Raw genomic sequence first — 22358 nt, forward strand, 5'->3', positions numbered from 1 at the left:
GGTCTCAATCAAGGCCATGGCGTTCCCCTTCGTCGTGCGGGTAGTCCTTGCCGCGTGGATGCGCGTGAAACAACAAGGCCCTGGTTGGCGCGGCGAGCATCCGGCGAAAGCTCGTTTTCAATGCGCCACTGTTGTAGTTCGATACACGACATGTATCCGACAAGCGGCATGGCCCAGACGGCGCCGGATGTTGATCACTGGTACACCTCAGGTACGTTCTTGACAATTGCTGGCATAGTGGTGGCGGCTATCATGGGCGTCGGCGCAATCGTCGCCACCTACCGCTCTGCCAACCCGCGTCGTCGGCTGCACTTATATCAGTCGGGTGTGGCGTCAATGGTTCACATTGCTAGCAAGACGCTCGGGATCAAAGTCCTGCAAGGCGATCAAGAATTGCAGAATCCGCATTTGGTGACGGTGAATGTCTCGAACCGTGGCCGACGCGACATCCCGCGATCGAGTTTTGACGGTCCGATCACGCTCGACGTCGGAGTTGAGATCGTAGGCCAACTTAACGCGTCGTCGTCTGGGACTTCGGGTGTTGAGCCGATGCCCGAGGTGGCAATCAGCGGCACTGCGCTGGTCATGCAGCCGTCTCTGATCAAGCGCAAGCAGACTCTTTCCTACAGTCTTCTGGTGGACGGAAAGCCGACATGGCAGCCGAAGTGTGCGATCGTTGACGTAGAGGTGGATACGGAGTCGTCAGGATTAGACGACATGCGCGGGAGTATCAATCGCATCGTTATCTTCCTTGGTCTACTTATAGCGCTTAGCGGGTTATTGTTGGCTGCCGCAAGCTGGCGTTACTACTGAGAAGAATTTATCCTGCGGGTTCGGGTGGTTCGCCGGAGAAGGTTTCGACGAGGGCGCTGGCGAGGACTTCGGCCATGGCCGGGGCCCTATCTAGTTGTCAAGCCGCGGTGGGGGCTGGTTCGGGGTGTCGGCAGCGGGGTGCCTGGTACTCCGCCGGCCCCCTGACCTGAACAAAGACCATCAAGGACGCGCCCGCCGACAGCTTGTAAACAGAAGGTCAGGGTGTTCGAGCCCCCTTGCCGGCTCCTCGAACACCCTCCCGCCGCCCCACCGCGTGACCGCTTCGTGTCCGAATTGCGCCTCCGCCACCCCTCCTCCCCGGTATATTCGCTGGCCACGGCCCTGCGCTCGCCGGGCCTTCCATGGGGGATGGAAACGATGAGCGGATTCGTCGCCGCGGCGCTGGGGTTCCCTGCCGTGCTCTTCAGCTTTCTTCTGGTCCTTGTCGTCGGGTACTGGGTGCTCGCCCTGGTCGGGGTCTTCGACCTCGAAGACGGGGAGATCGGGTTCTTCGGCGGGGTGCCCTTGTCCATCTCGCTGTCGCTGTTCGTGGCCTTCAGCTGGTTCCTCAGCCTCGCCGGCACCGTCCTCATCGACGGCGCACCGCTGCGGGTCCTGCTCGGGTTCGGTGTCCTGCTCGCCGCCCTCGTGGGTGGGGCGGTCGGGACGCGGCTGATCATCGTGCCCCTCCGGCGGGTCTTCGCCGGGGCCGAACCGACGCGGCAGGACTTCGTCGGGCGGGTCGCCGTCGTGCGGACTTCCAGCGTCAGCGAGGACTTCGGGCAGGCCGAAGCCACCGCCGCCGACGGGTCGTCGGCGATCGTCCAGATTCGACTGGCCGGCGGAGGCAACCTCGGCGTCGGCAGCCGCGTTGTCCTCTATGACTACGACTTCGCGGGTGAGTTCTTCTGGGTGAGCCCCTTGGAACTCGAAGCAGAAAAGGACTGAACTGGAATGGATGCCATCGGCCTGGGGGCCGGCGTGTTGATCGCCGTCGTGGTCCTGATCCTGCTCGTCGCCGTGTTCGTCGTGAGCCGGTTGTTCCGGAAAGTGCCGCAGGGCAAGGCACTCATCGTCTCGAAGGTGCGCAAGGTCGACGTCACCTTCACCGGTGCGGTCGTGCTGCCCGTGCTGCACAAGTCCGAGGTCATGGACATCTCGGTGAAGACGATCGACATCGAGCGGACCGGCCAGGAAGGCCTGATCTGCCGCGACAACATCCGCGCCGACATCCGGATCTCGTTCTTCGTCCGGGTCAACAAGACCGTCGAGGACGTCGTGAAGGTCGCGCAGGCGATCGGCACCGAACGCGCCAGTGACCAGGGCACCCTGCAGGAACTGTTCAACGCCAAGTTCTCCGAAGCCCTGAAAACCGTGGGCAAGCAGCTCGACTTCGTCGACCTCTACACCAAGCGCAACGAGTTCCGCGACCAGATCATCCGCGTCATCGGCACCGACCTCAACGGCTACAGCCTGGAGGACGCGGCGATCGACTACCTCGAGCAGACCCCGATGGCGTCGCTCGACGCCGCGAACATCCTGGACGCGCAGGGCATCCGCAAGATCACCGAGCTGACGGCGATCGAGCACGTGCGCACCAACGAATTCCGCCGCCACGAAGAAAAGGAGATCACCCGCCAGAACGTGGACGCGCGGGAAGCGATCCTCGAACTCCAGCGCCGCCAGGCCGACGCCGAAATCAAGCAGCGCCGCGAAATCGAGACCATGCGGGCGCGCGAAGAGGCGGAAATCGCCAAGGTGCAGGCCGAGGAGCGGCTCAAGTCGCAAGCCGCGCAGCTGCGCACCGACGAGCAGCTCGGCATCCAGCAGCAGAACCAGCAGCGCGAGATCGAGGTCGCAGGCAAGAACCGCGAACGCGTCATCGCCATCGAGTCCGAGCGGATCGAAAAGGACCGCCTGCTCGAGGTGATCGGCCGCGAGCGGGAGACCGAGCTGTCCCGGATCGCCAAGGACAAGGAACTCGAAACCGAAAAGCGGTCGATCGCCGAGGTGGTCCGGGAGCGGATCGCCGTCGAGAAGACCGTCGCCGAGCAGGAAGAGAACATCAAGAAGCTGCGCGTGGTCGAGGAGGCCCAGCGCACCCGCGAGGCGGTCGTCATCCGCGCCGAGGCCGAAGCGCAGGAGAACCTGGTCAAGGGGATCAAGGCCGCCGAGGCCGCGGAGCAGGCCGCCAAGTTCAAGGCCCGCGAGGAGCTGACCCTCGCCGAGGCGCGCCAGCAGGCCGCCGAGCTGGAGACGCGGGCGAAGATCCGGCTCGCCGAAGGTATCCAGGCCGAGGAGGCCGCCGCCGGGCTCGCCGCCGCGCAGGTCCGGGAGCGCGACGCCGTCGCGCTGGAGAAGGTCGGCCGCGCGGAGGCGATCGTCGAGCGCGAGAAGGCCGTCGTCGTCGCCGAGGCGTTGCGCGACAAGCTGAAGGGCGAGGCCGAGGGCCTCACCGAGAAGGCCGCCGCGCTGGCCGCGCTCGACAACGCGAGCCGGGAGCACGAGGAGTACCGGCTGCGGCTGGACGCCGAGAAGGAGATCCGGCTGGCCGCGCTCGATGTGCAGCGGGACGTCGCCGAAGCGCAGGCGGTCGTGCTCAGCGCCGGCCTGGAGAAGGCCGACATCGACATCGTCGGCGGCGAGACCACGTTCTTCGACCGGATCGTCGGCTCGATCGGCCTCGGCAAGAGCGTGGACGGCTTCGTGCAGCACTCCGACGTCGTCGGGGCGCTCGCGCGGCCGTACGTCGACGGGTCGGCCAGCTTCACCGACGACCTCGCCAAGCTGATCGGCGCGGTCAGCACCGAGGACGTGAAGAACCTGACGCTGTCGGCCTTCCTGGCGAAGCAGCTGCAGGCCGGCGGCCCGGACAGCGACAAGCTCCGTGAGCTGATGACCACGGCGCAGCGGCTCGGCCTGGCCGAGACGTCGGTCGCCACCGTCGTCGCCGCGAAGCAGTGACGACGGCCGAGACGCAGCTGGACGCGGGCACCTATGAGGTGCTCCGCGCCCGGCTGGCCGCCCAGGCCGCCGAGCTGGCGAAACGCGCGGACGAGCTCAACGCCCGGCGGCTGGAGGTGTTCGGCAGCGCGCAGCTCGCGCTGGTCGGCACCGAGCGCATCCGCACCGCCAACAACTGCGTGCCACGGGACATCGTCGCCGTCGACGGCCGGATGTTGTTCGGCTACAACGTCTTCATCGGCCTGAAGCCCGAGACGGCGATCGACGACGTCTTCTCGCTGCAGCGCTTCAGCCGCGACGGGGACGCGTTCCGCTTCGACGACGTCAGCGCGGAGGAACTGCCCGAGCTGCTGCGTGACGAGCACTTCGAGCGCGACTTCGGCGAGCTGTACCGGTACTACCGGCAGGCGAAGCTGCTGCAGCTGCGCCGGCTGGACGGGAAGCTGCTCGCGGTGTTCCAGATCGGCCCGCGCACCGAGGACATCCGGGTGCTGCGGTGGGGCGTCGCGGCCGACGGCACGGTGTCCTACCTGGACAGCCGCGGCGAGCGCGACCACGTCTTCCCGCCGTCGCACGACTTCGAGTGGATCGAAACGACCCGCGAGGACCACGTCCTCGGCCGGCACCCGCACATCTCGATCGAGGACGAGGTCTTCGTCGAGACCGTCGGCGGCAACCTGACGGTCAAGGTCGAGAACAACACCGAGACCGGCGCCGGGGTCTACGCCGAGCCGGTGGACGAGCCGCTGCAGAGCCTCGCCGACGCCGAGGTCGCCTACGCCCGGATCGGCCCGCTGATCCTGCTGCGCATGCTGCCGTACAAGGAAACCGACTACCGCTACCTGGTGTTCAACACCCGCACGCAGGACGTCGTGCGGCTCGACGGCATCGGGCAGGCGTGCCAGCGGCTGCCCGAGGACCACGGGATCATCTTCCCTGGCGGCTACTACCTCGACACCGGGGTCAGCAAGACGTTCGACACCACTGTGGACGGTCTCGAATTCGAGCGCGTGATCCGTTCGCCCAACGGCGAAGACGTGCTGTACGTCTTCCACGCGCGGGCCGAGGGCCGCTCGCTCCTGCTGCCCTACAACGTGATCCGCAAGGAGGTCGCCAACCCGATCCCCTGCCACGGGTACTCGCTGTTCGACGACGGCACGATGATCCTGTTCCGCGCGCTGTCGGACGAGCCGAGCCGGGTGCACCCGATGCAGGTGTGGCGGACGCCGTTCCAGTCGGACACCTACGCGGCGTCGCAGCCGGCCGGCACCGGGCCGCTGGAGCGGGTCGGGAACGCCGACCTCGTCCGCGGCATTTCCGACTGCCTGTCGGTCGCCAGGATGATCGGGGAGATGGCGCCGTCGGCGGCGGTGTTCGAGGCGCTGATCGCCGCCTGCGCCCGCGTCTTCGACCACTACCACTGGCTCGGCGAGAGCGAGCTGGGTGACCTGCGCTCGCCGCTGTCCGACGTCCGCGTCACCGCCGAGCAGGTGCTCGACGAGTTCGAGACGGTCACCTCGCTCACCGCGCAGGCGGCCGAGGCCGTCGACACGGCGGCGGCCGAGACCGCGTCGCTCGTGCGGCGGGTGCGGGGCGAGGCGGTGAACGCGGCCGACGCGTGGGTGCGCCGCCTCGCCGAGATGCACCGGGCGCGCGGGCGGCTGGTCACCGTGCGGGAGCTGCGGTACGCCGACACCGCCCGCGTGGACACCCTGATCGCGGACCTGGACACCGAGTTCGCCGAGGCCGCGCAGCGGGCCGTGCGGTTCCTGCAGGGCGAGGAGGCGTTCACCGGCTACCACGCCGAGGTGGCCGGGCTCATCGCCGCGGCGGGCGCGATCAAGACCGTCGCCGAGGCCGGCCCGGTCACCGAGCGGCTCGACGAGCAGTCCGCCGGCCTGGAGGTGCTCACCGACGTCGTGGGCGGGCTGGACATCGCCGACGCCGTGGTCCGGACGAAGATCCTGGAGCGCATCGGCGAGGTGATCGGCGCGGTCAACCGCGCGCGGGCGACGCTCGACGCGCGGCGCAAGGAGCTCCTGGAGGCCGAGGGCCGGGCGGAGTTCGCGGCCGAGTTCGCGCTGCTCGCGCAGGCCGTCACGGGCGGGCTCGCGGTCGCCGACACCCCGGAACGCTGCGACGAGCAGCTGGGCCGGCTGCTGCTGCAGCTGGAGAACCTCGAATCGCGGTTCGGGGAGTTCGACGACTTCCTGGCCTCGCTCGGCCAGCAGCGCACCGACGTCTACGAGGCGTTCTCCTCGCGCAAGCAGGCGCTGCTCGACGAGCGGGCGCGGCGGGCGGACCGGCTGGTCTCCTCGGCCGAACGCATCCTCGGCAGCGTGACGCGCCGGGCCGGTGCGCTGGGCTCGGCCGAGGAGATCAACACCTATTTCGCGGCCGATCCGATGGTCTCGAAGCTGCGCAGCGTCGTCGAGGACCTGCGGGCGCTCGGCGACCAGGTGCGGGCCGAGGAGCTCGACGGCCGGGTGAAGGCGGCGCGCCAAGAGGCCGGCCGGGCCCTGCGCGACCGGCTCGACCTCTACGGCGACGGCGGCGAGACGATCCGCCTCGGCCGGCACACCTTCGCCGTCAACACCCAGGACGTCGACCTGACGCTGGTGCCGCACGACGGCTCGATGAAGTTCGCGATCACCGGCACCGACTACCGGGCGGCGGTGCGCGATCCCGCGTTCGAGGCGACGCGGCCGTACTGGGACCAGCTGCTGGTCTCGGAGTCGCCGGAGGTCTACCGGGCCGAGTACCTGGCGACGTCGATCCTCGCCGGACGGCCGGCCGCCGACCTGGTCGAAGCCGAGCTGCTCGACGTCGTGCGGAGCGTGGCGGGCGAACGCTACGACGAGGGGTACGCGCGCGGGGTGCACGACCACGACGCCGCGGCGATCCTGGCCGCCCTGCTGCGGCTGCGGTCCGCCGCCGGGCTGCTGCGCTACCCGCCCGGAGCCCGGGCGGCGGCCCAGCTGTTCTGGGCGTTCGGCGCCGAGGAGCGGGCGCGCGCCGCCTGGACGACGCGGGCCGCGTCGCTCGCGCGGGTGCGGGAGGCGTTCGGCGCCACCCCGGCGATGGACGCGCTGGCGAGGGAACTCGGGGACGCGGTCACGGCGTTCACCGGCGGGCTCGGGCTCGACACCGAGTTCGCCGGGGAGTACCTGGTCGAAGAGCTGGCCGCCACCCCGCCCGGGTTCGTCACCAGCGGCGGGGCGCGGGCGCTGCTGGACAAGTTCCGGCTCGATCGGCGCAGCTTCGCCGAGGACCTGCGCTCGCTCGACGCACTGGCGGACCGCTACCAGCTCGCCGACGCCTGGCTGCGGTCGTTCGCGGCCGCGTCCGGGCTGCCGGCCGACGAAATGCCCGAGGCCGTCGCGATCGAGCTGTGCGACCTGCCGCGGTACGACTCGTCGGCCACCCTGACGACCACTGTGGACGGCCTGCTCGGCGCGCACCCGCGGATCACCGGCCGGTCGATGACGCTGCGGCTCGACGAGACCCTCGCCAGGACGCACCGCTTCCGGCGGGACCGCGTCCCGGCTTTCCGCGCCTACCAGCGGCTGCGCAACGAGCTCGTGGCGGCCGAGCGCGACCGGCTCCGGCTCGGCGAGTACCAGCCGAAGGTGATGAGCGCGTTCGTGCGCAACCGGCTGCTCGACGAGGTCTACCTGCCGCTGATCGGCGACAACCTGGCCAAGCAGCTCGGCGCGGCCGGGGACGCCAAGCGCACCGACCAGTCCGGGCTGCTGCTGCTCATCTCGCCGCCGGGCTACGGCAAGACGACGCTGATGGAGTACGTCGCCAGCCGCCTCGGGCTGGTCTTCGTGAAGGTCAACGGGCCGGCGCTGGGCCACGACGTCACCTCGGTCGACCCGGCCGACGCGCCGAACGCGACCGCGCGGCAGGAGGTCGAGAAGATCTCGTTCGCGCTGGAGCAGGGCAACAACGTGCTGCTCTACCTGGACGACATCCAGCACACATCGCCGGAACTGCTGCAGAAGTTCATCTCGCTGTGCGACGCGCAGCGGCGGATGGAAGGCGTCTGGGAAGGCCGCACGCGGACGTACGACCTGCGCGGCAAGCGGTTCGCCGTGTGCATGGCCGGCAACCCGTACACCGAGCAGGGCAAGCGGTTCCGCATCCCCGACATGCTCGCCAACCGCGCGGACGTGTGGAACCTCGGCGACGTGCTGTCCGGTAAGGAGGAGCTCTTCGCGCTGAGCTACGTGGAGAACGCGCTGACGTCGAACGCCGTGCTGGCGCCGCTCGTGTCCCGTGATCGGTCCGATGTGGACGTTCTGGTCCGGATGGCCCGCGGCGACGGTTCGGTGCGCGCGGACCAGCTTTCCCACGCGTACTCGGCGCCGGAGCTGGAGCAGGTCCTGGCCGTGCTCCGGAAGCTCCTGCGGGTGCAGCGGACGGTGCTGGCGAACAACCAGGCGTACATCGCCTCGGCGGCGCAGGCGGAGGCCTCGCGCACCGAACCGCCGTTCCAGCTGCAGGGTTCGTACCGGAACATGAACAAGCTCGCCGAGCGGATCGTGCCGGCGATGGCCGACGCGGAACTCGAGGCCCTGATCGACGACCACTACGCCGGCGAGGCGCAGACGCTGACCTCGGGCGCCGAGGCCAACCTGCTCAAACTGGCGGAGCTGCGGGGACGGCTGTCGGCTTCGCAGGCTCAGCGGTGGGCCGAGGTCAAGGCCGCGTACCTGCGGGAGCGGGCGCTGGGCGGGGACGGCGAGGACCCGATGAGCCGGGCGGTCGGCGCGGTGGGCCTGCTGGCCGATCGGGTGGGCGCGGTGGAAACGGCGATCGGGCGCGCGGCGCAGCGGCTGGCGCGGGAAGACGCGTAATTGCTTTGACGGGGCTCGGCGAGCGCGGTGATGATGGGTGCCACACGAACCGAGGAGTGCGCATGACGACCATGGAACGGCGGCACCTGTCGCACGCCTCGTGGCTTCCCGCCATGACGTAGCCACGTCATGGCCGAGGGAGCCGCCCACCGGGTAACCGGGCCGGGCGGCTTTCTTTTTGGCACCAGGAACTTTTTTCCCGCATTCGTCTTCGCTGCCACCAGTGCGCGGACGCGGGTGCACGGCGCGTTGGTCCAGTGGAACGGATCCCCGGTTCTCACCCGGGGGACCCGGGTTCGACTCCCGGACGCGCTACGTTGGCCGAAGCCGAAGAAGACGAGGCCCCGGGTTGTGGCCCCGGGCGAAGCCGGTGCGAGTCCGGTCGGTCAACCCACGCGCGCGGTTCGGCAGCCAGCGGGGCCTCATAAGCCTCGCCGACGTGGATCGACACCACGGCGCGTGACCACCACCTCTCGGGCTCGCCGCGGTTCGACCGGCTGGAGACGAACCGGCAAGCTGGCGCCGGGGCTGCCCGAAGAGTCGACGGTGATCACGTTGGAGACGCTCAACCGGTTGATCCCGGCCTGACCGCCGGATACCGTGCGTCGACGCGAGGCCATGAGCGGGCCTGGTCGCCTTCCTCGCCTCGGCGGAATTGTCGGTCCCCCCGTCTAACGTCTCGATGAGACCGGACGAGGGGAGACTCGATGACCACGCACACACTGGAAACACCCGCCGCCGACATCGTCTACGACGTGCACGGCCCGGCGCCCGCCGAGAGCCCGCGGCCACCGCTGCTGATGATCGGGCAGCCGATGACCGCCGAGGGGTTCGCCACGCTGGCGTCCCACTTCGGCGACCGCACGGTGGTCACCTACGACCCGCGCGGGCTCGGGCGCAGCGTCCGCAAGGACGGCCGGGAGGACCACGTGCCCGCGCTCCAGGCGGAGGACATCCACGCCGTCATCCAGGCGCTGGGGGCCGGCGCCGTCGAGGTGTTCGGGAGCAGCGGCGGCGCGGTCGCCGGGTTCGCGCTGGTCACGGCGCACCCGGAGGACGTGCGCACGTTCGTGGCCCACGAGCCGCCACTGATCGAATCGCTGCCGGACGCCGACGCGGCCGCGCGGGCGAGCCAGGTGATGCGGGACGCCTACCAGGCCAAGGGCTTCTCGGCGGGCATGGCGGCGTTCATGGCGTTGGGGTCGTGGCAGGGCGAGTTCACCGACGCCTTTTTCGCGCAGCCACCGGCGGACCCGGCCCAGTTCGGCCTGCCGTCCGGCGACGACGGCCGCCGCGACGACCCGTTGCTCAGCGACCGCTCTCTCGGGGTGACGAACTACCACCTCGACGTCGAGGCGCTGGCGGCGGTGCCGACGCAGATCGTCGTCGCGGTGGGTGAGGAGTCCCGGAAGGTGTTCACCGGGCGGGCCGCGGTGGGCACGGCCGAGCGGCTCGGGCAGGAGGCCACGGTGTTCCCGAGCCACCACGGCGGGTTCCTCGGAGGCGAGTTCGGTTACGCCGGCCAGCCGGAAGCGTTCGCGAAGAAGCTTCGGGAGGTCCTTGAAAGCTGATCCGAACCCTCTCCAACGCCTGCCGGACTCAACCAAATGTTCGGTTGACCAGCTGGCCAGGCTGGTCGAGCACCTGGCCCCCACCGAGCCACCCACCTGACGGCCGGCCACAGCCAGTGACCGATCCCGGTCGATTCCACGATCGCCAGCACGCCACCGACATCGCCCGCCCCACAGGGGCGAACTACACGGGTCCACGCGTCGAGCCGCCTGACCATGTGGTCGGCCGTTCCCGCGGGCGGCTGGAGCACCGAAGTCCACCACCTCGCCGACGGGAACGGGCGGCCGCTGGTGACCGTTGGCAGGCCCAGGGCAGTCCGGGGATGCACCTGCATGCCGTGGTCACCTGGACGAAGGCATGGCCGGCCACAGCTAGTGCGCCACGGGTTCGGCGGTGGCGGTGGCCACGGCCGGGCCGGAGCCGGGCGTGGGCGCGGGCGTCGCCGGGCCGGCGAGCGCCAGGCCGGCGACCAGCGCGAGCGTGACGATGGCCAGCGCCGTGCGGAAGAGGGCGGAAGCGGAACAGACGACCATCATGGCAGGCTCCTCGGGATTTCCCGATCTACGGGATTCGCTGGATTTCGCGGTTTCCGCGAAATTCGGTCTGCTTCGATGGTGCGCCCTCCGAAGGGCCGTCGACAAGCCGTTTCCCGTTGCCTGCAAGGGATTCCACCAGGAAACCCCGGCCACCGTCGGCCTGGGGAATTCAATGTGTCGTCATGCGGACCTCACTCCGGTTTCGGCTTTCCTCGCGTTGATCGCCGCGGGAGAAGCCTTCGCTACCGCGATGGGGCCCGTGGCCGGTTAGTGTCCGGCTTTTGACCGGTTTTGCCGCGGGCAGCCCGCTGCCCCGGTCGTGGGTGGTGAGACGGGCGGGACCCGTCTCACCACCCACGACCGGTGGCCGGCGCCCGCCTCACTCGGCGAACGCCGGGCGGTTCCGGTACTCGGCTTCGCCGAGCACCGCCGGGTTGAGCGTCACGCGGTACGCCGCCGCTTCCGTCCACCAGCGGTCCGCCTCCGTGCGGTCCCCGCGGGCGGCCGCGGTGTTTCCCAGGCCGGTCAACGCCCTCGCCCGCTCGTATTCGCTGCCCGCGTCGTCGGCCACCTCGGCCGCCCGGCGGTAGGCGCGCGTGGCCTCCTCCCACCGTCCCGCGCGGAAGTGGATCCAGGCTTCACAGCTGGCCGACATCGCCTGGTCGACCGGCAGCTGGGCCAGTTCGGACGCCTCCTCCGCCGCGACCAGCGCCTCGGGCAGCCGGTCCAAGGCCACCGACGCCAACGCGATGCCGCGCAGCGCGATCACCACGTTCCGGGTGCGGCCGGTGCGGCGGTACACGGCCAGCACCGTCGTCAGATCCGCCAGCGCCGGCTCGGCTTCGCCGCGGTACAGGCGGGCCCAGGCCAGGCTGGACAGCGCGTCGATCGTGCCGCGGTCGTCCCTGGCCAGCGCGAACTCCGCCTGGGCCTGCTGGTGGAAGCGGACCGCGTCGTCCGGGCGGCCCGCCTCGATGTGGGCCATGCCCAGGTTGTTGAGGATCATTCCGATCGCGCTCGGGTCGCCGGCCGCTCGGGCCGCTTCGAGCGCGCGTTCGTGCGTGCGGATCCACGGCTCGAACAGCTTCTCGCGGAAGAAGAACGCGCGCAGCACGAAGGCGAGCTGCCAGCAGTGGTCGTACAACCCGTGCGCGGCCGCGGAATCGACGATGTCCGCGAGCGTCGGCCACTGCGCACCCAGCCAGGCGAGCGCGCTGTCGGCGTCGGCGAAGGGTGCGCCGGCCGGGGCCGGCAGGCCGGTGGGCGGGCGGAAACGGTAGGGCTCGGCGAGCTCGTCGGCCGCCACCGTCAGCGCGACGAGGTGCTCGACCAGCCGGCGTACGGCGACTTCACGGTCTTCCGGCTCGAGCTGGGGGAGCGCGTGCTTCGCCGCGAACGTGCGCATCAGGTCGTGGAGCTCGACGTACCCCCGTTCGTCGCGGACGACGAGGTGGGCGTCGTGCAGCCGGTCGACCAGGCGGTCCGTCTCGCCCGTGTCGAGGCCGGCGAGCGCTTCGACGGCGCCGGTTTCGGCGGCCGTCGCGGGGTGCAGGGCGAGCAGCCCCAGCAACCGCCGCTGGTCGCCGGGCAGTGCGTCGTAGGAGACGGCGAACGCCGTGGCGACGCTCCGCTCGCCGTCCTCCAGCGCGCCGAGCCGGGTCGTCTCGTCGGCCAGGCGGTCACGCAGCCTCGCCGCCGTCCAGCCGCCGGCGATGAACCGGGCGGCCACGATCCGCACCGCGAGCGGCAACTGCCCGCAGTGGCGGACGATCTCGGTCGCCAGCTCGTCATCGGCCGGGGCGTGGTCGCCGGCCACGGACCGCAGCAGCCGCACCGAGTCGGCCAGCGGCAGCACCCCGACCGGGAAGTGCCAAGCGTCGTCGAGCGCGGGCAGCCGCCCGCGGCTGGTCACCAGGATCCGCGACGACGTCTCGCCGTCGGCGATGGCCCGGATCTGCTCGGCGGACCGGACGTTGTCGAGCACCAGGATCAGCCGCCGGCCGCGCAGCTGGTCGCGCACGAGGTTGGCCAGGCCGTCCTCGTCGGCCGGGAGCTGGTCGGCCGGGACGTCCAGCAGGCGCAGCAGCCGGTGCAGGGCCTCGCCGGGCGAAAGCTGGGCGGCGCCGGGGGTGTGACCGCGGAGGTCGAAGAACAGGCAGCCGTCCGGGAACCGGTCGGCGACCCGCCGGGCGGCGGCGACGGCCAGCGCCGTCTTGCCGGCGCCCGCCATTCCGTGCACCACGCCGACCCGCGCGTCGGCCGAGCCGAGCAGCAGTGCGGAAAGCGCTTCGAGTTCGGATTCGCGGCCGACGAAGTACCGGCCGCTGTCGGGCAGCCCGACGATGCCACCGGCGCTGCGGCGCGCGGGGAATGCCGATTCCGCGACGAGGGCGAGCAGTTCTCCGCCGGCCCCCAGCGCCTGGTCGCAGGCCTTGGCGAGGTCGCGGTTCACCCGGACCTTGCCGTTCTCCACCTTGCTGAGGTAGCCCTTGGTGAAATGGACGGACGCAGCGAGTCCGGTCAGTGACATGCCGACCGACATCCGTCGACGCTTCAATTCCACTCCAAAGTCCGGCATGGCTCGATCATCCTGTAATCGGCGAACGGGGGGAAGGTCCGCCGGCGGCCCGGGCCCGCCGGCGAGGTACTGGTCAGCCCAGCAGGGAGACCAGCTGGCCGAGCACGATGACGAGGTGCGTGTGCATCGCGTTCCCCTTTCCGGTTCGCAGTCACCGTCGTTTGGCGGCGGTGACTTCCTTGGTTGCCGAAGGATTTCGACGAACCAAGCTTGACCTCGGAAATCGGCGTACAGCAGGCGTTTCCTGTTGCCTCTCAAAGGAAATCGCTGACCAGCGCGGTTTCCCGGAACAGGAAACAGCGGGAAACGGCAGACGGTTTCGTGGTACCCGGTGCAGGTGGGTAGACTTCCACGCAACGACCGCGACGGAGGTGACGGCTTGGCTCAGGAGGCGGCCGAAGCGAAGATCAACGCTCTCTCAGCGGAGTTGAAACTGCTTCGCAAGGGGCTCGGCATCCAAGCGAAGACCTTGCCCGCCATCGTCGGCGAACAGTTGCGCGAAGTGTGCGGTGTGCACGAAGACGACACCCCGGGAACGGTTCGCGGCAAGGTGGTCGAAACACTTCGCCGGTTGATCGAAAAGCTGCCCGAATCGCACCGCGGTACGGCGCGGATCGTCCTGGGTTTCGGCACCGGCCCGAACGAGCGCTACACCCAGCGCCTGGAGCTGCTGGGCAGCGGCGCCGACCGGAACGTGCGCACCATGCAGCGGCGCGCCGACGACGTCATCTACCTGATCGCCGAGGCGGCGTACAGCACGCCGTGGCCGTACGGCGGTGGCTCGGCGATCAGCGAGGACGGCCCGTGGCACACGTCGGCGCTGGCGGTCCGGCTGACGTTGACCGGGGTGGCCGCCGCGGAGGTCTTCGAGACCCGCCGGGTGGTCAGCCACGTCGCCGGGCTCGCCGACGTCGAGCACGCGATCTCCCTCGCCCACCCGGCCAGCACGGCGGGCCAACCGGACCTCTCGGGCCTGGGCATCGACGTCGTCGCCGGCGGCGAGGTGCACTCGGTGCGGATGGTCAGCTCGTCGCGGGTCGCCTTCAGCCTGCGCCCGCCGCAGCCGCTGGACGCCGGGGACGAGCACGAGTTCTTCTTCCGCATCCGGGTCGACGAGCTGCCCTCGCCGTTCTACTGCTGCACCCCGGAATTCGCCTGCGAAAGTTTCGACCTCAACGTCCGGTTCGACCGGCGGCAGCCGCCGCAGCGCGTCTGGCGCATCGACGGCGAATTCTCCAAGGACGCCCAGGACCCGCTGACCGCGCGCAAGCCGCTCTTCCTCGACAACGCGGGCGAGGTGCACACCGGGTTCCGCGACCTGCGGCCCGCGCGGTCCTACGGCGTGGGCTGGCAGCCCGCTTCTTGAACCGCCAGCCGCTTCCCCGCGAGCCGGAGCGGACCGGTGGTGCGGTGTGCGCTCCATGCTCCTCCTCGCCGTGACCGCCACCGTCCACAATGCCGCATCCGGCCACCGTGGGACGGGACGAAAACCGGACAAAAACTCGACACGCTCCGGGGTCGCAGACCCGGCCCGCCCGCGGCATCCGTGCCATCATCGGGCATGGTCACCAGTGAGCCCGAGCTCAACAGCGGGATCCTGCCCGGGAACGTGCGCGCCGACGACTGGATCATGCTCGTGCTCGCCGCCGGGTCCGTCGGGCTGCTGGGCTTCATGGTGCTCAGCCCGCCGGCGCGGGCGGCCGGCCTCGTCATCTTCTCCGTCGACTGCGTCATCTGCGGGGTTTTCCTGCTCGAGTTCCTCTGGCGGTGGCGGAAACGGCGGTGGGCCCGGAAGTTCCTCGTGCGCAACTGGTACGAGCTGTTCGCGATGATCCCGGTCGCGCACCCCGCGATGGCCGCGCACAAGTTCGTCAGCGTCCTGCTGCTGCTGGTGCGGATCGGGCGGGCCGCGGACCGGGCGGTCGGCGAGCAGTTCACCTACCGGCTCGTGGACAAGCTGTCCGAGCCGATCGTGAAGGCGATCAAGAAACCGGTGACCATCGCGGTGCTCGACGAGGTCGTCAAGGTGCTGGAAACCGGCAACTACCCGGAAAACCTGGCCAAGTCGCTCGGCGCGCACAAGGACGAGCTGCGGTCGATCATCGCGGAGAAGATCGCCGCGGACCCGCAGCTCGGGAAGCTCAAGCGGCTGCCGTTCCACGACGAGATCGTGCGGGCCTGCGTCGACACCTCGTTCCGCGTGCTCCTCGAAGTGCTGCTCGACCCGCGGATCGACGACTTCTTCTCCTCCGTCGTCCGTGACAACCGCGAGCAGATCCGGCTGGCCGTGCAGCTCGGCCTCAACGAGGTCGACGACGAAGCCGGGGAGAAGGCGCTGCCGGTGCGCACCCAGCGCGCGGCCGCGCACGACTACGACCGGCTGCACCCGCGGTCACGCCCGTGAGGCCAGGTACGCGCTGAGGCTGGCGGCCGCGTCGAGCATCGCCAGGCCGCGGGCGGTCAGCCGGTCCTGCCAGGTCGCGAGGGCCTCGGCCAGTGACTCCGTGCCGCCCGCGGTGCGGACCTGCTCGACCACCGTCGCGATGTGGGCCAGCGGGTAGCCGCCGCGGCGGAGCAGGTGGGCCAGTTCGGCGTCGCGGATGTCGGCCGCCCGGAAGACCCGGTGGCCGGTCGCCCGGTTCCGCGACGGCACCAGGACGCCCGCGCGTTCCCACGCCCGCACGGTCGCCGCGGTGACGCCGAGGCGGTGCGCGAGCTCGCCGACCGACCACGCGGCGGTGGCCGGTTCAGGGGCCGTGCCGGTGGTCAGCGACCCGATCGCCCTGCGGACCGCGTTGAGGGTTTCGCGGTCCCGCAGCAGCTGCTCGTGTCCGCGGTCGACGAGCGTCAGCGCGCGGCCGAGGTCGCCTTCGTTGGCGGCGTGCATGATCCCGCCCGCTGTGGCGTGCCCGTAGGCCGGGACCAGCGCCAGGAAGGCACGGAGGGCCGCCGCGTGCGCTTCCGTGTAAACCCGGTAGCCGCTCGGGGTGCGGGCGGCAGGTGGGAGGAAGCCGTCCCGTTCGTAGTTGCGGACCGCCTGCGTGGAGATGCCGTGCTCGCGCGCGAGATCAGCAGGTCTCAACCGAGTCTTCAAGGATACGATTCAACCACATGGACCTGGCCGACTTCACCGCCGAACTGCTCGCGCTGGGCGAGCCGACCCACTTCGAGCCCGCCTGCGCGCGGCTGCGCAACGACTTGTTCGCCCGGCTCGCCGAGCACGGCTTCCGCTCGATCGCCCTGGAGACCGACCGGGTCGCCGCGCTCGACGGCGGCTTCTCGCACGACCTGGGCGAGGTGGCCGCCAACCGGCAGTTGCTCGCGTGGCTGCGCGAGTACAACGAGACCGCCGGCGAACCGCTGGCGTGCCACGGCTTCGACGCCCCGATGGAAATGTTCAGCGCCCCCAGCCCGCGCCCGTACCTCGAGCACGTCCGCGACTACCTCGGCTTCGACGCCGACATCGCCGCGCTGACCGGCGAAGACGAGCGGTGGAGCCGATCCGAGGCGATCCTCGACCCGGCCCGGTCACCCGGGGCCACCGCGGAAGCCCGTGCCCTGCGGGTCATCGCCGACGACCTGCTCGTCGCCCTGCAGGCCCGGGCACCGCGGCTGGACGCGGCTTGGTGGCGGGCCCGGGCCAACGCCACCGCCGGCCGCGGCCTGCTGCGCTACCACGCGGCGTCCGCCCGGCCCGGTGACCGGGACACGCGGATCGCGCGGCTGGCGGGCCTGCGCGCGGTGCTCATGGCCGAGAACCTCCTGGACATCCGGGCCATCGAGGCGCGCCGCGGCCCGACGCTGGTGTTCGCGCACAACGGTCACCTGCAACGCACGGGGCCGGGCGCGGGTGCGATCGTCGGCGCGCTGCTCGGCGAGCGGTACGCGTTCGTCGCCGGCAGCCTCGGCCACAGCGACGCCATCGGCCTCGGCGAGCCGGCACCGGACACCTACGAAGGCGTGCTGCAGCAGGACACGAAGACGTGGCGGCTGGCCGCGGTCCCGGACGGCCGCAAGCGCACCGACACCAAGCCCGATCGCGGCTACTTCGGCCTCGACGCCGACGTGCTCGACGGCGCCGCCGCGGTGTGGCACATCGCCTGACCCCGAAGCCCGGGGCCGCCGGAAACGCCCGCCGCCTCCTGCGCGGATTGTGCTTAGCTGTAATTGACACAGGTTTCACATGGGGGGTTTCCGATGAGAGTTCGTCATGGGGTCACCACACTTCTCGCCGTGGTGGCGTTGGCCGCCGTGCCGGCGCAGGCGAGCGCGGCCACCCCGGTCGCCGAGCCGACCGTGACGTCGGCCGAGTACCCCGACGACAACGCCTGGCACCCCGGTGCCGGCGTGCCGGGCTCGTTCACCTTCAGCGCCGACGGCGATGACTCGGTCGTCGGGTTCTACTGGGGCAACACCGATCCGGCCGCCACCTTCGTGGCGGCCGACCACCCCGGCGGTTCGGCGACGGTGTCCTACACGCCGCAGGCGTCGGGGCCCGACGACCTCTACGTGGCGAGCGTCGACAGCGAGGGCAACCGGTCGCCGCAGCACGTCCACCACTTCTACGTGCAGTCGACGGAACCGCTGATCACCGGCCCCGGGGAGACGGGGGTCGGTGTTCCGGCCGAGTTCCGCTTCTCGCCCGGCATGGCCGATGTCGTCTCCTACACCTACCGGATCGACAACGGGCCCGAGACCACGGTCGCGGCCGCGGCCGACGGAACCGTGACCGCGAACATCGTCACGGCGACGCGGGGTTCCCACCGGCTCGACGTGTGGAGCACGACCGGCGCCGGGTTGACGTCCGGGATCGCGGGCAAGGTCTACCGGGCCAGTGACGCTCCGCTGGTGGCGAGCACCGACTACCCGGAGAACGTGGCCAGCGGAGGCCCCGGCGTCGCCGGCGTCTTCACCCTGACCCCGCGCACGCCGGGCGTCGTCGAGTACGTCTACTACCTGTACGAGGACTGGGACAACCCGACCGTGGTCCCGGCCGGCCCCGACGGCCGGGCGAGCTTCACCTTCACGCCCGACGCGTCGGGTTTCTACCCCATCCAGGTCTACAGCCGGACCGCCGACGGCAAGCGGTCCGGCCTCGGCCGTGATTACTACATCGTCGTGAAGTGACCCCGTGGGAGGACGCCTTCAGCGCATCGCCGAAGGCGTCCTCCACCGCTTACGGGTAGCTGACCACGTTGACCGGCACCGTGCCCGAAGGCGTGACACCACCGGTGTCGTTGATGACGTGCGTGATCGTGCCGCGGTAGTTGAGCGACACCGTCAGCAGGCTGTGGAACCGGACGCCGCTGGTGTTCGGCACCTCGAACGCGTGGTAGCTGGACACTGCCGGGTTCGTGTCGAAGAAGCAGTAGCTCCCGAGACCCCATGCCTCATGGGACGTCACGTTCGACCCGACCTTGTAGGCGGCGTACCCGGCCACGCCCGACGGCGCGTTCCACGACGCCTGGTTCGGCACGTCGTAGGGCATCTCGTTCTGGAAGAAGATCGTCCGCCCGCCCTGGCCGTTCCAGATCACCTGGTACTTCTGGTAGTGCTCGACGAACAGGCCGGTGGCCAGCACGTTCGCGCCGTTGACCACGAGCCCGGTGTCGGCGGTGTTGGTGGTCCAGCCGACCGTGCCCGCGTTGCCGTGGTCGGCCCGCCAAGCCCAGATGTGGTCGATGATCGTGTCGGAGCTGTTGACGATGAGGCTGTTCGTCGCCTTGCCCGCGATCGCGCCGCCGATCCGGAAGAAGACGTCCTGGACGGTCGTCGGGTTCGACGCGTGCGACGCCGACGAGCCGGACTGGCCGACCGTCAGCAGCGCCTGCGAGTTCGTCGTGCCGGCGTCGAAGAGCAGGCCCTTGAGCCGGACACCGTCCACATCGGACACCTGCATGGCGTTGACGCCGTTGTCGGGCACCAGCGTCGGGTAGCCGATGCCGAGGATGGTCGTGTTCGCCTTGGTCACGTTGAGCGTCTGGTTGAGGTGGTAGACGCCCGGCGTGAAGAACAGGTTGCAGCCCGCGGCGAGCGCGTTGTTGATCGAGGCGGCCGTGTCGCCGGACTTGACGACGTAGAACTGGCTCATCGGCGCCGAGGTGCCGGGGGTGCTGCCGTTCGCCCAGCTCGGGCCGGACGCGTTCGTGCGCAGCGAAGGCAGGAACACGCGGTACTTGCCGGTGCCGTCGACGTAGAGGTAGGGCACGTCGCGGGAGACCGGGGTGGTCGCCAGCGTGGTCTCCGGCGGGTTCGGGAACGTGGTCGCCGGCGCGCCGCTGGTGCCGGAGAAGACCATGTTCCAGACGCCGCCGTTCCAGCTGCCGAGCTGGGAGTCGCGGGTGTACCACTGCTGCTGCGAGACCGATGCGGCCTGGCCGGCCACCTTCGTGTCGGCGATGTAGCCGCCACTGGCGTAGCCGTAGCTCGCCGGGTACAGCTGCAGCCCGCCGCGGACGTCCATCCGGCGGAACGGCGCGGCCTGCGCCACCGCCCAGCGCTCGTTGCCGCCGGAGGGGTTGACCGCCATGTTCTCCGCCGAGCGCCAGAAGTTCTGCAGCGCGACGCCGTTGTCGGAGGCGTTGAAGGCGTCGACGGTGACGTCACCGTTGATCAGCACGTCGCCCGGGTTCTGGCCGAGGCCGGCGACCGAGGTGTAAAAGCCGACGTTGTCGTGCACATTGTTGTAAGTGCCCGGCTTGAACAGGTGCGCGACGCGCCGGTCCGCCATCTGCGCGGTCAGCGTGTCCTTCTGGTTGTTGAAGTCCGTGTCCAGCTGCGCCTGGATCGTCGCCGCCGACATGCTCGGGTCGAAGATCCGCACGTTCGACCCGAAGTTCGGGGTGTCGGACTGCGTCGGGCAGCCCGCCTGGGTGCCGATCGTGTAGGTCGCGCTCGACACCGGGGACGTCGTCGAGCCGGACTTCAGCGCGATCGCGTTGACCGTGCGGGAGTTCGGGACGCTGATCGGTCCACTGTAGAGCGTCGAGGACGCGGTGGGCGTCGAGCCGTCCGTCGTGTACCGGATGGTCGCGCCGGAGGTGGCGCTGCTGATCGTCACCGTCTGAGCGGAGGAGTACGTGCCACCGGGCGGGCTGAACGTCGGCGCCGCGACCGTCGTCGTGCCGCCGCCGCCGACGGTGTAGCTGAAGTGCGGGGTGTCGTACTGCGGGCCGTTCTTCTCGTAGGTGAACCAGTAGTCGAGGACGTTCCCGCTGCTCAGGCCGTTGACGGTGGTCCGCCAGGTGCCCGAGCCGTTGGTCATCCGGACGTTCTGCTGGCCGAGGCCGGGGACGCCGGTGTAGTGGACGTCCACGTACAGCGCCGGGGTCGTCGGGGTGAAGCTGATCTGCACCTGGCTGGAGCTGGGCTGCGTGACGCTCTGGGTGTAGTCGTCCGCGGCCAGCGCGGCCGGGGCGCTGAGCCCGGCCGCCACCAGCAGTGCCGAGGCCACGAGCGCGAGGCCCGGGCCGCGTCGTCGTAATTTGTCCAAGGTCCGGTTCACGCCGTGACACCTCCGCCGTTGGGGATCCACGAGGTATTTGTTGCCAGTCGCAACAAAGTAGCTCCCAGTCAGCGGTGCTTCGATCACTTTTTGATAACACTTGTCTGGACCAATGCGCGAACGGGTGAGTCGGTTCATCACTCTTCGTCGGGTTCTGACCACGGTGGGCGAATGACTGAACCGAGAAACATTCTTCTGCCGGGTGACCTCGACCGGGTGACATGCGACGATCCCGTGCCACACCTCGTCCCCTACCGAGGAGTAGGCCATGGCCCGTCCACGGTTGTTCCGGTCCCTCGTCGTCCTCTCCCTGATCGCGGCCCCGCTGACGGTGGCCACCTCGACCGCCGAAGCCGCCCCGCTGCAGAGCGGCGGCGTGGTGAACTTCGGCTGCGCGAACTCCGGCAAGTTCCACTGCCTCGGCAAGGCGGTCCGGTCGCCGAAGGGCAACGGCCCGCTGGTCGTCTCGACCCCGGTCGGCTACGGGCCGGCCGAGATCCAGGCCGCGTACAACCTCGGCGGGCTGCACGCGAACGGCCGCACGGTCGCCATCGTGGACGCCCAGGACGCGCCGACGGCGGAAGCCGACCTGGCCAAGTTCCGGTCCGCCCGCGGGCTGTCCCCGTGCACGACGGCCAACGGCTGCTTCAAGAAGGTCAACCAGAACGGCGCGGCGAGCCCGCTCCCGGCGCCCGACTACGGCTGGGCCGAAGAGATCAGCCTCGACCTCGACGCGGTGTCGGCGACCTGCCCGGACTGCCACATCCTGCTGGTGGAGGCCGACTCCCCGGACACCGACCCGCTGATGACCGCGGTCGACACGGCCGCGGCGACACCGGGCGTGGTGGCGATCTCCAACAGCTACGGCGGCTCCGAGGACTCGACGATCCTCGCCGCGGACGCGCACCTGAACCACCCGGGCATCGCGGTGACGGCGTCCTCGGGCGACTCCGGTTACGGCGTCAGCTGGCCGGCCTCCTCTCCGTACGTCACGGCGGTCGGCGGCACGACGCTGAAGAAGTCCACGACCGCCGCCCGCGGCTGGACCGAAACGACGTGGAGCGGCAGCGGCAGCGGATGCTCCACTTTGGAGGCCAAGCCGTCCTGGCAGCACGACACCGGGTGTGCGAAGAGGACGGTCGCGGACGTCTCGGCGGTCGCGGACCCGGCCACCGGGCTCGGCGTGTACGACACGTACAACAGCTGCGGCAGCTCGTCGTGGTGCGACTTCCTGCTGTCGCTCGGTCTGGCCCAGGGCGCGGACGGCTGGGTCCAGGTCGGCGGCACGAGCCTGTCGTCTCCGGTGATCGCGAGCGTGTACGCACTGGCCGGCAACTCGGTGACGTCGGGCTCGTACCCGTACGCGCACACGAGCGGCCTGTACGACGTGACGTCCGGCTCGAACGGCAGCTGCGGCGGCACGTACCTCTGCACGGCGGGCGCGGGCTACGACGGGCCGACCGGGCTGGGCACGCCGAACGGCACGTCCGGGTTCTGACCGAGCGGCACTTTCCGGCCGGAGCGGCCCG

At 70.2% G+C, this 22358-nt stretch carries 15 protein-coding genes and 1 tRNA gene; 12 read left to right on the forward strand and 4 right to left on the reverse strand.

Translation table 11 applies throughout. From position 1 onward, the window contains the following. The first annotated feature begins 150 nt into the window (after positions 1 to 150). From HUT10_RS30955 to HUT10_RS30980, 7 genes are all read left to right on the forward strand, one after another. Entirely contained in the window at positions 151 to 813 is a 663-nt protein-coding gene (locus tag HUT10_RS30955; protein WP_176174415.1) for a hypothetical protein, read from the forward strand. Positions 814 to 1191: 378 nt separating this feature from the next. After that, complete coding sequence (locus tag HUT10_RS30960; RefSeq protein WP_176174416.1) at positions 1192 to 1761, forward strand: hypothetical protein; 570 nt, start codon at positions 1192 to 1194, stop codon at positions 1759 to 1761. 6 nt (positions 1762 to 1767) lie between these two features. Next, complete coding sequence (locus HUT10_RS30965) at positions 1768 to 3777, forward strand: flotillin family protein (protein ID WP_176174417.1); 2010 nt, start codon at positions 1768 to 1770, stop codon at positions 3775 to 3777. Beyond that, entirely contained in the window at positions 3774 to 8639 is a 4866-nt protein-coding gene (locus HUT10_RS30970) for a DNA repair ATPase (protein ID WP_176174418.1), read from the forward strand. Before HUT10_RS30965 ends, HUT10_RS30970 begins: the two co-directional genes overlap by 4 nt. Positions 8640 to 8882: 243 nt before the next feature. Next, positions 8883 to 8954, forward strand: a tRNA-Glu gene (locus HUT10_RS30975). A gap of 144 nt (positions 8955 to 9098) precedes the next feature. Then, entirely contained in the window at positions 9099 to 9227 is a 129-nt protein-coding gene (locus HUT10_RS51900; RefSeq protein WP_303246987.1) for a hypothetical protein, read from the forward strand. A 119-nt stretch (positions 9228 to 9346) separates the two neighbouring features. Continuing rightward, on the forward strand, positions 9347 to 10210 hold the full coding sequence (locus HUT10_RS30980) for an alpha/beta fold hydrolase (RefSeq protein ID WP_176174419.1): 864 nt from the start codon (positions 9347 to 9349) through the stop codon (positions 10208 to 10210). Positions 10211 to 10582: 372 nt separating this feature from the next. Here HUT10_RS30980 and HUT10_RS30985 read toward each other — a convergent pair whose 3' ends face one another. Together HUT10_RS30985 and HUT10_RS30990 are read right to left on the reverse strand one after the other, a co-directional pair. Beyond that, on the reverse strand, positions 10583 to 10747 hold the full coding sequence (locus HUT10_RS30985) for a hypothetical protein (RefSeq protein ID WP_176174420.1): 165 nt from the start codon (positions 10745 to 10747) through the stop codon (positions 10583 to 10585). A gap of 379 nt (positions 10748 to 11126) precedes the next feature. Continuing rightward, positions 11127 to 13325, reverse strand: coding sequence for a helix-turn-helix domain-containing protein (locus HUT10_RS30990; protein ID WP_176174421.1), 2199 nt, complete (start codon positions 13323 to 13325; stop codon positions 11127 to 11129). Between the two features lie 379 nt (positions 13326 to 13704). Between HUT10_RS30990 and HUT10_RS30995 the strand changes: the two genes are divergently transcribed. Together HUT10_RS30995 and HUT10_RS31000 are read left to right on the forward strand one after the other, a co-directional pair. Next, complete coding sequence (locus tag HUT10_RS30995) at positions 13705 to 14691, forward strand: hypothetical protein (RefSeq protein WP_176174422.1); 987 nt, start codon at positions 13705 to 13707, stop codon at positions 14689 to 14691. A gap of 195 nt (positions 14692 to 14886) precedes the next feature. Continuing rightward, positions 14887 to 15729, forward strand: a complete 843-nt coding sequence (locus HUT10_RS31000) for an ion transporter (RefSeq protein WP_176174423.1) — start codon at positions 14887 to 14889, stop codon at positions 15727 to 15729. Here the strand turns inward: HUT10_RS31000 and HUT10_RS31005 are convergent. Then, the gene (locus HUT10_RS31005; RefSeq protein WP_254897094.1) at positions 15718 to 16419 is read right to left on the reverse strand and encodes a MerR family transcriptional regulator; all 702 of its coding nucleotides are present in this window, start codon (positions 16417 to 16419) and stop codon (positions 15718 to 15720) included. The two genes, HUT10_RS31000 and HUT10_RS31005, sit on opposite strands and share 12 nt — an antisense overlap. Positions 16420 to 16436: 17 nt before the next feature. On the opposite strand from HUT10_RS31005, the gene HUT10_RS31010 reads away from it, so the two are divergent. Next, positions 16437 to 17429 (forward strand): erythromycin esterase family protein, encoded by a 993-nt coding sequence (locus tag HUT10_RS31010; protein ID WP_176174424.1) that lies wholly within the window; start codon positions 16437 to 16439, stop codon positions 17427 to 17429. Between the two features lie 129 nt (positions 17430 to 17558). Beyond that, positions 17559 to 18452 carry a hypothetical protein gene (locus HUT10_RS31015; protein WP_254897095.1) on the forward strand — a complete coding sequence of 298 codons (894 nt, stop codon included), beginning with the start codon at positions 17559 to 17561 and terminating at the stop codon, positions 18450 to 18452. Between the two features lie 49 nt (positions 18453 to 18501). Here the strand turns inward: HUT10_RS31015 and HUT10_RS31020 are convergent, their stop codons facing one another. Continuing rightward, positions 18502 to 20829: a chitobiase/beta-hexosaminidase C-terminal domain-containing protein gene (locus HUT10_RS31020; RefSeq protein ID WP_176174426.1), complete on the reverse strand. Its 2328-nt coding sequence runs from the start codon at positions 20827 to 20829 to the stop codon at positions 18502 to 18504. 268 nt (positions 20830 to 21097) lie between these two features. Here HUT10_RS31020 and HUT10_RS31025 point away from each other — a divergent pair, with 268 nt between their 5' ends. Then, positions 21098 to 22327, forward strand: a complete 1230-nt coding sequence (locus tag HUT10_RS31025) for a S53 family peptidase (RefSeq protein WP_176174427.1) — start codon at positions 21098 to 21100, stop codon at positions 22325 to 22327. The last annotated feature ends 31 nt before the right edge of the window (positions 22328 to 22358 follow it).

This window comes from Amycolatopsis sp. Hca4 (assembly GCF_013364075.1).
Lineage (GTDB): Bacteria > Actinomycetota > Actinomycetes > Mycobacteriales > Pseudonocardiaceae > Amycolatopsis.